Source organism: Roseateles sp. P5_B10 (assembly GCF_056400485.1).
Genome location: NZ_JBFULE010000083.1, coordinates 1 through 13,330, shown reverse-complemented (window position 1 = coordinate 13,330; position 13,330 = coordinate 1). Strand labels below are relative to the sequence as shown.

Here is a 13,330-nt window from a genome sequence, read left to right as displayed (position 1 = left end):
GCCCCATCGTCGAGGGCTATGGCCTGTCCGAAACCTCGCCGTCGGCGACCTGCAACCCGACCGACAGCACGGCCTACAGCGGCACYATCGGCCTGCCAATGCCGCTGACCGAGCTGCAACTGCTGGACGACGACGGCAACGAAGTGCCGATGGGCCAGCCCGGCGAGATCGCCATCCGCGGCCCGCAGGTCATGGCCGGCTACTGGCAGCGCCCGGATGAAACCGCCAAGGTCATGACGGCCGACGGCTATTTCCGCACCGGCGACATCGGCACCGTCGATGAACGGGGTTATTTCAAGATCGTGGACCGCAAGAAGGACATGATCCTGGTCAGCGGCTTCAATGTGTATCCGAACGAGGTGGAGGACGTCATCACGCAGATGCCCGGCGTGCTTGAATGCGCCGCTGTCGGTGTGCCGGACGCCAAGGCCGGCGAGGCGGTGAAGGTCGTCATCGTGAAGAAAGACCCGAATGTCACCGAAGCTGACGTTCGTGCGTATTGCGAAGCCAACCTGACCGGCTACAAACGCCCGAAGATTGTTGAGTTCCGCACCGAACTGCCCAAGACGCCCGTGGGCAAGATCCTGCGCAGGGAATTGCGGGACAAGAGCTGATGCTTTCCCATGGCTTGCGAGCGGTGACGCCGATCGTGGGCGAGGCCCGATAACGTGCTCGACCTGTTGTATTCCAAAACCGATGCCGGCCGCGCCGAGATCCGCGCGCGGACTTTGCCGCTGTCTCGCACCGCGCGCAACCTGCTGCTCGTACTGGACGCGAGCAAAGCGGCCAGTGATTGGCTGCGCCTCGTCGCTGGCGCGAGCGAGGCTGACCTCGAGATGCTGAGCCAGCATGGGCTGATTGCATCCCAGAGTGCAGGCGGCCAGCCGCGCGCTGCCGCCCCGACACCAGCGGCGCCGGTGGCGGCCAGCCCCGCACCCGCTGCATCTGCGGCCGCCCCTGCGCCCTCGATGCCGGCCGGCGGCTCGCCGCTGCTCGACCGCGCGGCCCTGTACACCTATCTGAGCGGTGAGGCGACCAAGCTGCTCGGCCCCTTCAAGGGCTATGCCTTCGCGCTCGAGGTCGAGCGTGCCGACAGCCTGTCTGCGCTGCAAGCCCTCGCCCTGCAGCTCGTCGAGCGCGTGCAGAAAGCCAAGGGCGAGGCCGCCGCGGCGGCCGTGCGCGACGCCCTCGGCCTGCGCTGATACTGGCGGGCTCGTCACGCCCCGCCATCCGCCTTGCCCCGCTTCTTCGTCGATACCCCGCTTGCCGTGACCGACGGCGACATCGCCCTGCCTCCCGGTGCCGCCCGCCATGTGCAGGTGCTGCGCCTGCAACCCGGTGACGCGTTGACCCTCTTCGACGGCAGCGGCCCTGAATGGCAGGCCGAAGTGACCGCCATGGGCCGCAGCGAGGTACGGGTTCGCCTCCTCACGGCCGAGCGGCCGCAGCGCGAGCTGGCCCGTGCGGTGACGCTGGCCGTCGTCATGCCGGCCAATGACCGCATGGACTTCCTGGTCGAGAAAGCCACCGAGCTCGGCGCCGCGGCCATTCAGCCGCTGATGAGCGAGCGTTCGGTGCTGCGCCTGAATGGCGAGCGGGCCGACAAGAAACGCGCCCACTGGCAGGGCGTGGCCGTTGCGGCCGCCGAGCAGAGCGGGCGCACGGTGCCGACTCGCATCGAGCCCGTGCAGACGCTGGCCACCTGGCTCGCGGCTCTGCCGGATCGCGACGACGAATGGCGAGGCTTGCTGAGCCCGCGCGCAGCCGAGCCGGTCGCGGCCTTCCCGCAGAAGCGGGCCCTTTTCCTCAGCGGCCCCGAGGGCGGCTTGAGCGACGCCGAAGAGGACGCCGCTCGCGCCCGTGGCTTTGCGGCCGTCACGCTGGGCCCGCGCGTGTTGCGCGCGGACACCGCCCCGCTGGCGGTGCTGTCCTGGCTCGCCTTGACGTGAACAGGAAACTGGCGCTGCTGGTCCTCGCCCAGGGCCTCTTCCTCACCAACAACATCTGCTTCATGGCCATCAACGGCCTCGTGGGGCTGGCGCTGGCGCCGCGGCCATGGATGGCGACGCTGCCGATCTGCGCCTATGTGACCGGCGGCGCGTTGATGGCGCGCATGGTGGGGCGCCACCAGCTGCGCTTCGGGCGCCGACGCGGTTTCCAGATCGGCCTGCTCGTCGCCCTCGCCAGCTGCGCGATGTCGCTGTGGAGCGTGCTGCACCAGAGCTTCTGGGGCGTCGTCATTGCGACGCTGATCGCTGGCTACTACACGGCCAACGCGGCGCTCTACCGCTTTGCGGCGACCGAACTCGTCGCACCGGCCAAGCGCGAGGCCGCGATCTCCTGGGTGTTGGGCGGTGGCTGCCTGGGCGCCATCCTCGGGCCCTGGCTGGCCACTGCGAGCAAGGATCTGCTGGCGGCGCCCTTTGCCGGCGCCTACCTGCTGTTGATGGGCGTTGCGCTGGCGGGGCTGGTGCTGATCTCGCTGATCGAATTCCCCGCGCTCGTCCAGCCCGCGCCCGGTGCCGGCGGCCGCAGCAGCGCCGAGTTGCTGCGCCAGCCGGTCTTCATGGTGGCGCTGGCCGCGAGTGCGCTCGGTTACGGCGTCATGAACCTGCTGATGGCCGCCACGCCCATCGCCATGGGCCAGTGCGGCCTGCCCTTCGCTGACGCCGGCATGGTGCTGCAATGGCATGTGCTGGGCATGTTCGTGCCGAGCTTCTTCACCGGCCCCCTGATCAAGCGCGTGGGGGTGCTGCCCGTCATGTCGGTGGGCGTGCTGCTCAACCTGGGCTGCGTTGCCTTCGCGCTGTCGGGCCAGGACCGCGACCACTTCCTCGGCGCATTGCTGCTGCTCGGCATCGGCTGGAACTTCCTCTACATCGGCGGCACGACACTGTTCACCCAGGCCTACCGCCCCGAGGAGAAGACGCGCGCGCAGGGGCTGCTGGATACCGGCGTCTACGCGACCATGACGCTGACCTCGTTCTCCTCTGGCGCCCTCGTCACGACGGGCGGCTGGCAGTGGATGAACTGGGCCAGCCTGGTGCCGATCGCGTTATGCGCCGCGGCGCTTGCCGGCCTTGCCACGCGGCGATGACTGGGTATTCCGGGCCGAGCGCTGGGCCGCTCCCGAGCCGGCCCGACTGGCGATGTGCTTGCGGCTCAATGCCGCGAGCATCGCCGTCCCCTCGGGGGACCGACCAGGTTTGCGCGCGCTCAGCGCCGCAAGACTGGGCGAGGGGGCAATGTCAACGGCGGTCGTGCTGAAGGTATTCGGCCGCCATCTGCTGGCCGACGAGATCGGGCTTGAGGCGCACCAGCGCTGCCAAGGCGAGGTCGCGCTGGGTCACGAACAGCGGCGCGCCAATGCGCAGGCCGTTGATGACGCCGCCGTCGCCCAGCGTAGGCAGCAGCGGGTAGACGCGCAAGCGCAGCACCAGCGTGTCGTTCTGATCCACAAAGAGGGCGGTTTCGATCAGCGTGTTGCAGTGAAGGTTGTCGGCCTGTTCGAGCAGCGCGACACCGGCGGCCGCGGGATCGGCCTGCACGGCGGACGCCGTCATCGGGATGACGCGCCGGCCCTCGACGTCCAGGGTATTGGTGACGGCGGCGTTGAAGCGCTGGTTCAGATCATCCCAGTCCGGCCCGTCCTTCAACGGCGGGTTGCGCCCCTGGCCGAACACCAGGGTGCAGGGCTCGGCCTGGGCGGCGGCCGCAGCCAGCGCCAGCGCCACGGCAGCGATCAGCTCACGCGGGCGCATTGCCTTCGGTGACCTTGCGCGCCGAGCCCTTGACCAGGTCGAAGCGGAACAGCCGGCATTCGATGGGGCCGTTCCACATCGGCACGCGGCGAGACTCCTTGAGCCGCATCTTGCTCGGCAGCTTCATGTCGGGGCTCAGCATCCAGGCCGTCCAGCCGGCGGGGTTCTCGGTGTACTGGCGCTTCCAGTRCGCAGCCAGGCGCGGGAAGAAATCGTCGCCGGCATCGCGCTCCTCGCTGCCGCCGGCGTCACGCGTCATCGCCGCCTTGCCGCGCACCTCGATGCGCTCGCCGTAGGGCGGGTTCATCATGATGCTGCCAGCCATGCCTTCGGGCAGCTGGGGCGCGGGCCGCTCGAGTGCGTCGCCGCCGTTGAACTGGATGTACTGGGCCACGCCGGCGCGCTCGGCATTGCGGCGCGCGAAGTCGACCATGCGGAAGGCCACGTCGCTGGCGTAGATGGGCACGGCGGGGGCATGGACACGGGCACGGGCGGCCTGGGCCATCTCGCCCCAGGCGGCCTTCAGCGCGGGCGTGGAGAACGGGATCTGGCGCTCGAAAGCAAAGCGGCGCAGCAGGCCGGGGGCTGAATCACAGGCGATCAGCGCGGCCTCGATGGGGATGGTGCCCGAGCCGCAGCAGGGGTCGTGCAGGGCGCTCTCGCCGCGCCAGCCGGCGGCGGCCAGCATCGCGGCGGCGAGGGTCTCCTTCAGCGGCGCATCGCCCTTGTCGACACGCCAGCCGCGCTTGAACAGCGGCTCGCCCGAGGTGTCGACATAGATCGCCGCGCRTTCGGGGCCGACGTGCAGCAGCACCGGCAGGTCGGGCGAGTGCGTGTCCACGCTGGGTCGCTCGCCGGTGTGCTCGCGCAGCTGGTCGCAGATCGCGTCCTTGATGCGCAGCGTCGTGAAATTCAGGCTCTTCAGCGGCGAGCGCTGCGCGATGGTGTCGACGCGGATGGTCTCGCGCGGTGTGATCCAGTCGCGCCAGTCGACGCGCCGGGCCAGCGCATAGAGGTCTTCCTCGTGGCGGTAAGGCCCCTCGATCAGCTCGATCAGCACGCGCTGCGCGAGCCGGCTTTCGAGGTTGATGCGCATCGCGTCTTCCAGGCCACCGACGAGGCCGCAGCCGCCGCGCAGCGGCTCCACCTTGCTGCGCACACCGGGCGGCAGGAAGCGCTTGAGCTCCTCCTCCAGCAGCGGCTCGACGCCGCCGGCACAGGACACGAACAGGGAAAGTTTGTTGGGCAGGCTCACGGGCTGCATTGTCGCCGCCCTCTAAACTGACAACGTTGCCATCATCCGTGTGCACCCCTGCCATGAAGCGAATCGTCCTGGCCCTCGCCTTCCTGTTCACCGCGTTTCAGGCATGCGCCCAGGCGCCTGCCTATCCGCCGCACACCGTCGGCAACACGCAACTGCGCGCCCTGCCCAAGAACGCGGATGGCCGCACCTACCAGCTGCACATCCACCTGCCTGGGTCGTTTACGAAGGACCCGAAGCGCCGTTATCCGGTGCTCTACGTGACCGACGGCTACTGGGACTTCGCCACCGTCGTCGCCTCGTACAACAACCTGAACTACGACAAGGTCGTGCCGGAGTTCATCACGGTGGGCCTGGGCTATGCCGGCGACAACCTCGACTACGGCGAGCTGCGCGGCTGGGAGCTGTCGCCCGTGCGCATGAACCCGCTGTCTTCCAGCACCGGCAATGCCGACAAGTTCATCGCGGCACTGGAAAAGGACATCTTCCCGCTGATGGAGCGCGACTACCGCGCCGACCCGGCCCAGCGCTACCTGGCGGGCAGCTCGCTCGGCGGCCTGTTCACGCTGCACGCGATGTATGCCAAGCCCGATCTCTTCAAGGGCTATATCGCCGCCAGCCCGGCCGTCGTCATGGGCAACGACTGGATCATCGGCCAGGCCAAGGCCTATGCCGCGACGGGCAAGGCCATCAAGGCGCGGCTCTACGTGACCGGCGCGGAGTACGAGTGGCCCGGCTTCCTGGCCGGCATCAAGCGCTACCAGGCGCTGCTGCCGGAGCTGAAGCACCCGGGCCTGGTGTTCCAGAACCGCACCATCGACGGCGAGCGTCATGCCGGCACCAAGGCCGAGAGCTACACGCGCGGCATGCGCTTTGTGTTCGAGCCGCTGGCGCCGGAGACCGGGCCGTCCAAAGACTAGGACGAGCCGGGCACTGCCCGGCTCCCCTGAGGCTTACTGGCGCACGAAGTCCAGCAGGTCCTGGTTGAGGCGGTCCTTGTGCGTGTCGGTGATGCCGTGCGGGCCGTCGGCGTACTCGATGAGGCGGGCGCCCTTGACCAGCTTGGCCGTGGCGCGGCCGGTGGTCTCGATGGGCACGATCTGGTCGTCGGCACCGTGGATGACAAGCGTCGGGATGTCGAACTTCTTCAGGTCGGCGCGGAAGTCGGAATGGAAGAAGGCCTCGATGCTGTCGTAGGTGGCCTTGGCTCCGGCCTGCATGCCCTGCACGTAGAAGCTGTCGACCAGGCCGGCTGAAGGCTTGGCACCGGGGCGGTTGAAGCCGAAGAAGGGGCCGCCGGCGATGTCCTTGTAGAGCTGGGCCCGGTTGTCGAGCGAGGCCTTGCGCAGGCTGTCGAACACAGCGGTGGGCACGCCTTCGGGGTGGCTGGGCGACTGGCCCATGATGGGCGTGACGGCGCTCACCAGCACGGCCTTGGCGACGCGCGCCGTGCCATGGCGGCCGATGTAGCGGGCCACTTCGCCGCCGCCGGTGGAGAAGCCCACCAGCGTGGCGCGCTTGACGTCCAGCGCGCGCAGCACGGCGTCGAGGTCGTCGGCGTACTGGTCCATGTTGTTGCCCGCCCAGGGCTGGCCCGAGCGACCGTGGCCGCGCCGGTCATGGGCGATGACGCGGTAGCCCTTCTCGGCGAGGAACTGCATCTGCGACTCCCAGCTGTCCGCGTTCAGCGGCCAGCCATGGCTGAAGACGACGACCGGGCCGGTCTTGGGGCCCCAGTCCTTGACGTAGAGGGGCGTGCCGTCGTTGGCGGCGACGTAGGGGCTGGCGATGGCCGCCTGTGCCGGGGCGGCCGTGGCCTGGGTCTGGGCAGCAACACCGCCGATGGCGAGGGTGGCGGCGAGGGCGATGCGGGTGAAGGCGTTCATGGGGGGCTTTCGAGGGTGATGGGGTTGGGGCGCGGCAATCAGGCGGGGCGGTGGGCTTCGCCGCGGCGCGCGGCGTACTCGGCCACCAGGGCGGCATAGCGGTCGCCCTGGCGCAGGGTGGCGTAGCGTTGGCGTGCGGCCAGCAGGGCGGGCGTGTCCTGGCCGGTCTCAGCTGCGGCGCGCTCGGCAGCGGCGAGGCCCGACTCCTGGTAGACCTTCAGGTCGGCCAGCACCTCGGCCCGCGAGACGGTGGACGCCACGCTGACGCTGGTGCCCGACTCGGGGTCCGTCACATAGGACTGGGCGTTGGCCGAAGCGCCGACGAGGGCGACGCTGGCGAACAGCAGCTGGAAAACGGCGCGGTTGAAGCTGGGTTGGCGGGTCATGGCGGGGCTCCTGGAAGTCGGTGTCTTGGGGTGGGGTTTGTTTGTCTTGCGACAGAACGAACTTTGCCGATGAAGCTCGTACTTGAAATACCATTTGGTACGTCTTAGTTTGCAATTCGTACTGACCATGGCCGACCGACTTGCCGCCCTCTTCACGCACTTCGCCGTGCGGGCCGAGACCTTCCAGACCGGCCCGCTGTGCGGCGTCAACAGCCTGGAGCCCCAGGCCGGGCGCGGCCAGCTGCACCTGATCCGCGAGGGCGGCGTCGAGGTGCACCACGGCGCGCCGGAGCTGCTGCGCATCGACAAGCCCAGCCTGCTGCTCTACCCGCGCCCGCTGGCGCATCGCTTCGTCACGGACCCGAGTTGCGGCGCCCAGTTCGTCTGTGCCCACATGGCCTTCGAAGGCGGCGCCAGCCACCCCATCGCCGCGGCGCTGCCGCCCTGGGTCTGCCTGCCGCTGGCGGCGGTGCCGAGCTGCGCGCCGGTGCTGGGCCAGCTGTTCGCCGAGGCCGAAGCCACTCACTGCGGCCGCCAGCTGATGCTGAACCGGCTGTTCGAGGTGCTGATGATCTGGGTGCTGCGCGAGCTGATGTCGCAGGGCCAGGTGGAGTCGGGCATGCTGGCCGGCCTGTCACACCCACGGCTGCGCGGGGCACTGGTGGCCCTGCATGACTCACCCCAGCTCGAGTGGCCGCTGGAGGAGCTGGCGGCGCAGGCCGGCATGTCGCGCACCGTATTCGCCAACACCTTCCGCGACGTCGTCGGCTGCACGCCGGGCGTCTACCTGCAGCGCTGGCGCATCGGCCTGGCGCAGAAGGGGCTGCGCGAAGGGCGGGCTCTCAAGCACATCGCGGCGGACGTGGGCTACGGCGGCGAGGCGGCGCTGTCACGCGCCTTCCGGGCGCACACGGGGCAGTCGCCGAGGGAGTGGCGCAAGGGCGCGTTGCCGCAGGGCTGAAGGCGAAGCGGCGCCTAAAGCGCCTTGCGCAGATTCGCCGGTGCGATCTTCATCGCCTCGCGGTATTTGGCCACCGTGCGCCGCGCGCACTGGATGCCCTGCTCTTCCAGCATGGCCGCGAGCGCGCTGTCGGACAGCGGTTTCTTGATGTCCTCGGCGGCGACGAACTGCTTGATCAGTGCGCGCACCGCGGTGCTGGACGCCTCGCCGCCGGCCTCGGTGCTGAGCCCTGAGCCGAAGAAATACTTCAGCTCGAAAGTGCCCCAGCTGGTGGCCATGTACTTGGCCGTCGTCACGCGCGAGATGGTGGACTCGTGCAGGCCGAGCTCGTCGGCAATCTCGCGCAGCACCAGCGGCTTCATGGCCAGCGCACCATGCGTGAAGAAGCCGCGCTGGCGCTCGACGATGGCCTGGCTGACGCGCAGGATGGTGTCGAAGCGCTGCTGGATGTTCTTGATGAACCAGCGCGCCTCCTGTAATTGGCCGCCGAGCGGCGAGTTGCTGATGCCGCCGCGCGTGGCGCGCAATGCGTTGGCATAGAGGTCGTTGATGCGCAGCTTGGGCGCCACCTCGGGGTTGAGCATGACGCGGAATTCGCGGCCGCTCTTGCGCACGATGACGTCCGGCACGATGGCCGCCGCGGCGCCCTGAGTGAAGCGCCGGCCGGGCTTGGGCTCGAGCTGGGTGATCAGCCCCTGGGCTTCGCGCAGCATGGTTTCGTCGGCACCAGTCTCGGCCATCAGGCGGCGCATGTCGCGCCGGGCCAGCAATTCCAGATGACCCTTGCAGATCAGGATGGCGATGACCTGGGCAGGGCACTTCGGGCAGGCGCGCAGCTGCAGCACCAGGCATTCGGACAGGTCGCGTGCGGCGATGCCCGCGGGCTCCAGGCTCTGCAGCAGGCGCAGCGCGATGCGCAGGCGGTCCAGCAGGTCCTCGCGAGTCTCTTCGTCCTCGATGAGGGCCGCGGCGATCTCCTCGAGCGGGTCTTCGAGGTAGCCGTCCTCGTTCAGCGATTCGATCAGCACCTGCAGGGCGGCGCGGTCCTCCGGCGACAGGTGGTGGCCGGCGAGCTGCTCGGCCAGGTGCTCGGCCAGCGTCAGTTCGGCGAATTCCTGGCTCTCGCGCTCGCCGTCGTCGTCGCCGCTGCCACTGCCGCTGCTGGAGGGCAGCTCGCGGATGCCGTCGAAGTCGTCCTTCTCGGTGCCGTTCTCCCAGTCCTCGCGCTCGGTGCCGCCGAAGTCCTCGCCGCTCAGCTCGGGAGCTTCTGCGGTCTCTGCTTCGGCGCCGGTGTCACTGCTGGTTTCCGCGGCCGACGTTTCGGCCGGCGCATTGCTGGCCAGCTCGGGCGTGCTGACGGTGAATTCCTCTTCGGTCTCCAGCAGCGGGTTGCTGGCCAGCATCTGCTCGACTTCCTGATGCAGCTCCAGCGTGGACAGCTGCAGCAGCCGGATGGATTGCTGCAGCTGGGGCGTCAGCGCGAGATGCTGACTGAGCCTGACCTGGAGGGTCTGCTTCATCCTGAAAGACCGCTGTATTCCGGGCCGAGCGCTGGGCTGCCATGGGCCAGAGGCCCATGGCCTGTCGTAGGCACAAGCAGTCCGCAGGGACTGCTTGTGTCCGACTCCAGTTCACCAAGCCGGCCCGCCATGGCGATGTGCTTGCGGCTCGATGCCGCAAGCATCGCCGCCCCCTCGGGGGCTGAGGCCGGACACATTGCGCCCAGTGGGCGCGATGTGCCTGCCGAAGGGATGCGGCGCAAGCCGCAGCGCGGTCTGCAAGACCGGCTAGGCTGGCCCGCGTTCAGCGCGGCAAGACTGGACGGGGGGCTCATCATCTCTACATCCTGAAGTTTTCGCCGAGATAGACCTTGCGCACGTCGGCGTTGGCCACGATCTCGTCGGGCGTGCCTTCGGCGAGCACGGCGCCCTCGCTGATGATGTAGGCGCGGTCGCAGATGCCCAGCGTCTCGCGGACGTTGTGGTCCGTGATCAGCACGCCGATTCCGCGCGCCTTCAGGAAGCCGATGATGCGCTGGATCTCCAGCACCGCGATGGGGTCGACGCCGGCGAAGGGCTCGTCCAGCAGGATGAAGCGCGGCTGCGTCGCCAGCGCCCGGGCGATCTCGACGCGGCGGCGCTCACCGCCCGACAGCGCCGGCGCCGGGCTGTCGCGCAGGCTTTCGATGGAGAGGTCGTGCAGCAGGCTGTTCAGCAGCTCGTCGATGCGTGCCTTGGACAGGGCCTTGCCGCGTTCGTCCTGCTGCAGCTCCAGCACCGCACGGATGTTCTGCTCGACGGTCAGCTTGCGGAAGATCGACGCTTCCTGCGGCAAGTAGCTCAGGCCCAGGCGGGCGCGGGCATGGATGGGCAGGCGCTGCACCTCGGCGCCGTCGATGCGGATGACGCCGGCGTCCGAACGCACCAGCCCGACGATCATGTAGAAGCTGGTCGTCTTGCCCGCGCCATTGGGGCCGAGCAGGCCGACGACCTCGCCGCAGTCCACGCGCACATGGACATTCTTGACGACCTTGCGCACGCCATAGGTCTTGGCCAGCGCCTCGGCCTCAAGGCGGCTGCCGCATTCCGCCGCGGGGCGGCTGGTGACGGGCTCGGCCGTGGTCATGGAGATTTCGGCGGTGTGATCGTCGTGGATGGCTGCAGCGGCAGCCCTGCCGGGGGCGCCGAGGCCGGGGTGTCGGGCTGGGCGCGCGGCATCAGCACCATGCGCACGCGGCCATTCGGGTTGGGCGAGGCGCTGCCGCCTTCCAGCGCGAAGACCTCGGTGCGGCTGTCGTAGATGATGACGGCGCCCGTGACCTCCTGGGCCACCGTCGCACCGTTCATGCGGCGCACATTGGCATTGCCGATGAAGCGCACGGTCTCGGACTTGGTGTCGTATTCGAGCTGATCGGCATGGCCTTCGATGGCTTCGCCGGGCGTGTCGCGCGCCTGGCGGAAGCTGACCGGCTGGCCGGTTGCACCGCTGGCATAGGCCTGGTGGTAGCCGTCCCGGGTCTCGCGCACGTCCACCTTCTCGGCGCGCAGCATCAGCGTGCCCTTGGTGATGATGACGTTGCCGAACAGCTCGGTGCGCTGGTTGACGCTGTCGATCCGGCCTTCCTTGTCGGCCGTGAAAACCATGGGCTTGAGCCGATCGGCTTTCTCCGCCTGGGCGGCGGAGAAGGCGAGCGCCAGAGTGAGCGCAGCGGCGAGCGGGATCAGTTGGCGAGGCATGGCGGCACGGAAGTTGCAGGCCATTCTAGGGGCCGGTTGCCGTCCCCAGCCTTTCCCAGGCGGCAAGTCCGTCAGGAAACCTTGCCAGCGCGTGCCATCTTGACGAGGAAGTCCGCCACGGCCAGCGCTTGTTGGCCCTGGGCCACCTCGCTCTGGCCGGGCGTACCCGCCATGCCAGGGTCGGTGCGCCAGCGTCCGCCGATGACGAGCGTCGGCGTGCTGTCGGCGCCGCTCAGTTCGGCCAGCTTCATGCCTTGCTGCACCTTGGCCTGTACGCCGAAGGAGCCGAAGGCCTGCTTGAACTTGGCCGTGTCCACGCCCAGCCGGCCGACCAGCGCGACGACGGCAGCCTCGTCATTGGCTTCGACGCCGCCACGGTGGAAGGCGCTGAAGATGCCGCCGTGCACTGCCGGCGTCAGCGCGCCCATCGCCTCGAGGGCGTAGTACATGCGCTGGTGCAGCTTGAGCACGAGCTGCGCGCCCACCGGCACGCGGCGGAAGCTCACGTCGGCCGGCAGCTGGTGCACCCAGGCCTCCAGCAGCGGGTCAAAGGTATTGCAGTGCGGGCACTTGTAGAAGAAGAACTCGATGACCTCGATCTTGCCGGGCGTGCCCGGCAGGGTCTGGCCCAGGCGCGCGTAGTGCTTGCCCTCGACCGGGCCGCCCTGGGCGAACACGGCTGGCGCGAAGCCGCCTGCGATCAGGACCGCGGTGGCTTCCCGGCGCTTCATGTTGGCACCCTTCGGCCTGTGGCCTGTCCGCCTGAGCGGAAGCGAGCTTGCTTGGGGCGGCCCGGCGCGGCGCTCATGCCTTGTTCCTCACGCGCTGGATCAGAAATTCGGTGATCTGCAGCGCTTTCTGGCCGAGCTCTTCCTCGGGCAGGCGCTGGCCGGCGGCGGCCTGGCTGGGCGATGTCAGGAAGCGGCCACCGACACCGATGCTGGGCACGCCGTCGATGTGATAGGCCTCGGACAGCTTCTCCGCCTGGGCGCATTTAGTGACGACGCCGAAGGAGTTGTAGGCGTCCTGGTACTTGGTCGGGTCGACGCCCAGGGGGGCCAGGAACTTGGCCTGGCTCTTGGCGTCGTCCAGGGCCAGGCCCTGCTGGTGAATGGCATTGAAGATGGCCGGGCGCGCGGCCGCCTCCTTGCCCATGGACTCCAGCGCAAAGAACATGCGCTGGTGGATCTTGACGTTGGCGCGGAAGGCCACATGCACCTTGCGGAAGGCCACGTCGGCCGGCAACTGCTTGGCCCAGGCCTCGATGGCCGGCTCGAAGACTTTGCAGTGCGGGCAGCCATACCAGAAGAACTCGATCACCTCAATCTTGCCCGGCGTCGTGGGCAATGGCGGGTTCAGCACCAGGTACTGGCGGCCTTCAATGGGGCCGCCCTGGGCGAGGGCGTTGCCGGCAGCACCAGCGAGGGGCGCGGAGGYGAGCAGGGCGGAGAAATCGCGGCGCTTCATGGCGGCAGTCATCCTTCAGGCTGTGGTTGGGTCAGCGTTGTACACGAACGAGATTGGCCTCGAAGCCAGCCCCTTCAATCTTGCGCTGCAGGTCTTCGGCGGCCTCGCGTGTGTCCGAGGGGCCTAGGCGCACGCGGAAGACGGTGCGGCCGTTCTGCTCGCGCTCCATGACCTTGGCGGTGAAGCCCTGGATGGCCAGCTTGGCCTTCTGGGACTCAGCCTCTTCGGGGCGGGTGAAAGCGCCGGCCTGCACGAAGTAGACATAGGCGTCGGCTCCGGCGGCAGCTGTCGCGGGGGGCGCGGAGGCGGGTGCTTCGGCCTTGGCGGCTGGCTTGGCAGGCGGGGGCAGGGCTGCCGTGGCGGCGGCGCTGG

16 protein-coding genes are annotated in these 13,330 nt (G+C 68.9%); 6 read left to right on the top strand and 10 right to left on the bottom strand.

What is annotated here, in order from left to right; translation table 11 throughout:
• The 4 genes from AC1DU6_RS08305 to AC1DU6_RS08290 form a co-directional block, all read left to right on the top strand.
• Positions 1-614 (top strand): AMP-binding protein (locus AC1DU6_RS08305; protein ID WP_477856647.1); only part of this gene is annotated, 614 nt, incomplete at its 5' end.
• A gap of 54 nt (positions 615-668) precedes the next feature.
• The gene (locus AC1DU6_RS08300) at positions 669-1,202 is read left to right on the top strand and encodes a hypothetical protein (protein WP_457321344.1); all 534 of its coding nucleotides are present in this window, start codon (positions 669-671) and stop codon (positions 1,200-1,202) included.
• Positions 1,203-1,235: 33 nt separating this feature from the next.
• Positions 1,236-1,949 (top strand): 16S rRNA (uracil(1498)-N(3))-methyltransferase, encoded by a 714-nt coding sequence (locus AC1DU6_RS08295; RefSeq protein WP_056200496.1) that lies wholly within the window; start codon positions 1,236-1,238, stop codon positions 1,947-1,949.
• Positions 1,946-3,097: an MFS transporter gene (locus AC1DU6_RS08290; protein ID WP_457322293.1), complete on the top strand. Its 1,152-nt coding sequence runs from the start codon at positions 1,946-1,948 to the stop codon at positions 3,095-3,097. The genes AC1DU6_RS08295 and AC1DU6_RS08290 overlap by 4 nt, the downstream gene beginning before the upstream one ends.
• A 151-nt stretch (positions 3,098-3,248) precedes the next feature.
• On the opposite strand, the gene AC1DU6_RS08285 is transcribed toward AC1DU6_RS08290, so the two are convergent.
• Entirely contained in the window at positions 3,249-3,761 is a 513-nt protein-coding gene (locus AC1DU6_RS08285) for a hypothetical protein (RefSeq protein ID WP_056200492.1), read from the bottom strand.
• Positions 3,748-5,016 carry a THUMP domain-containing class I SAM-dependent RNA methyltransferase gene (locus AC1DU6_RS08280; protein WP_477856644.1) on the bottom strand — a complete coding sequence of 423 codons (1,269 nt, stop codon included), beginning with the start codon at positions 5,014-5,016 and terminating at the stop codon, positions 3,748-3,750. Before AC1DU6_RS08280 ends, AC1DU6_RS08285 begins: the two co-directional genes overlap by 14 nt.
• A gap of 62 nt (positions 5,017-5,078) precedes the next feature.
• Here AC1DU6_RS08280 and AC1DU6_RS08275 point away from each other — a divergent pair, with 62 nt between their 5' ends.
• Positions 5,079-5,942, top strand: a complete 864-nt coding sequence (locus tag AC1DU6_RS08275) for an alpha/beta hydrolase (protein ID WP_457322289.1) — start codon at positions 5,079-5,081, stop codon at positions 5,940-5,942.
• 33 nt (positions 5,943-5,975) lie between these two features.
• Here AC1DU6_RS08275 and AC1DU6_RS08270 read toward each other — a convergent pair whose 3' ends face one another.
• The gene (locus AC1DU6_RS08270) at positions 5,976-6,908 is read right to left on the bottom strand and encodes an alpha/beta fold hydrolase (RefSeq protein ID WP_457322287.1); all 933 of its coding nucleotides are present in this window, start codon (positions 6,906-6,908) and stop codon (positions 5,976-5,978) included.
• A gap of 38 nt (positions 6,909-6,946) precedes the next feature.
• Entirely contained in the window at positions 6,947-7,294 is a 348-nt protein-coding gene (locus AC1DU6_RS08265; RefSeq protein WP_457322285.1) for a hypothetical protein, read from the bottom strand.
• Between the two features lie 127 nt (positions 7,295-7,421).
• On the opposite strand from AC1DU6_RS08265, the gene AC1DU6_RS08260 reads away from it, so the two are divergent.
• Entirely contained in the window at positions 7,422-8,255 is an 834-nt protein-coding gene (locus AC1DU6_RS08260) for an AraC family transcriptional regulator (protein ID WP_056201295.1), read from the top strand.
• Positions 8,256-8,269: 14 nt separating this feature from the next.
• Here AC1DU6_RS08260 and AC1DU6_RS08255 read toward each other — a convergent pair whose 3' ends face one another.
• The 6 genes from AC1DU6_RS08255 to AC1DU6_RS08230 all read right to left on the bottom strand — a co-directional run.
• The gene (locus AC1DU6_RS08255) at positions 8,270-9,775 is read right to left on the bottom strand and encodes an RNA polymerase factor sigma-54 (RefSeq protein WP_056200476.1); all 1,506 of its coding nucleotides are present in this window, start codon (positions 9,773-9,775) and stop codon (positions 8,270-8,272) included.
• 319 nt (positions 9,776-10,094) lie between these two features.
• Entirely contained in the window at positions 10,095-10,880 is a 786-nt protein-coding gene (lptB, locus tag AC1DU6_RS08250) for an LPS export ABC transporter ATP-binding protein (protein ID WP_477856641.1), read from the bottom strand.
• Positions 10,877-11,491, bottom strand: coding sequence for a lipopolysaccharide transport periplasmic protein LptA (gene lptA / locus AC1DU6_RS08245; protein ID WP_162247822.1), 615 nt, complete (start codon positions 11,489-11,491; stop codon positions 10,877-10,879). The genes lptB and lptA overlap by 4 nt, the downstream gene beginning before the upstream one ends.
• Before the next feature lie 71 nt (positions 11,492-11,562).
• A complete protein-coding gene (locus AC1DU6_RS08240) occupies positions 11,563-12,222 on the bottom strand; it encodes a thiol:disulfide interchange protein DsbA/DsbL (protein WP_477856639.1) in 660 nt (219 codons plus the stop codon).
• Positions 12,223-12,295: 73 nt separating this feature from the next.
• A complete protein-coding gene (locus AC1DU6_RS08235) occupies positions 12,296-12,958 on the bottom strand; it encodes a thiol:disulfide interchange protein DsbA/DsbL (RefSeq protein WP_477856638.1) in 663 nt (220 codons plus the stop codon).
• Positions 12,959-12,989: 31 nt separating this feature from the next.
• A partial coding sequence (locus AC1DU6_RS08230) for an SPOR domain-containing protein (protein WP_477856636.1) occupies positions 12,990-13,330 on the bottom strand: 341 nt, incomplete at its 5' end.

Excerpts from the sequence above, each read along its gene's own strand:
- AC1DU6_RS08285 (WP_056200492.1), bottom strand. The coding sequence starts at position 3,761 with ATGCGCCCGCGTGAGCTGATCGCTGCCGTGGCGCTGGCGCTGGCTGCG.
- AC1DU6_RS08275 (WP_457322289.1), top strand. The coding sequence starts at position 5,079 with ATGAAGCGAATCGTCCTGGCCCTCGCCTTCCTGTTCACCGCGTTTCAG.
- AC1DU6_RS08270 (WP_457322287.1), bottom strand. The coding sequence starts at position 6,908 with ATGAACGCCTTCACCCGCATCGCCCTCGCCGCCACCCTCGCCATCGGC.
- AC1DU6_RS08265 (WP_457322285.1), bottom strand. The coding sequence starts at position 7,294 with ATGACCCGCCAACCCAGCTTCAACCGCGCCGTTTTCCAGCTGCTGTTC.
- AC1DU6_RS08260 (WP_056201295.1), top strand. The coding sequence starts at position 7,422 with ATGGCCGACCGACTTGCCGCCCTCTTCACGCACTTCGCCGTGCGGGCC.
- AC1DU6_RS08255 (WP_056200476.1), bottom strand. The coding sequence starts at position 9,775 with ATGAAGCAGACCCTCCAGGTCAGGCTCAGTCAGCATCTCGCGCTGACG.
- lptB (WP_477856641.1), bottom strand. The coding sequence starts at position 10,880 with ATGACCACGGCCGAGCCCGTCACCAGCCGCCCCGCGGCGGAATGCGGC.
- lptA (WP_162247822.1), bottom strand. The coding sequence starts at position 11,491 with ATGCCTCGCCAACTGATCCCGCTCGCCGCTGCGCTCACTCTGGCGCTC.
- AC1DU6_RS08240 (WP_477856639.1), bottom strand. The coding sequence starts at position 12,222 with ATGAAGCGCCGGGAAGCCACCGCGGTCCTGATCGCAGGCGGCTTCGCG.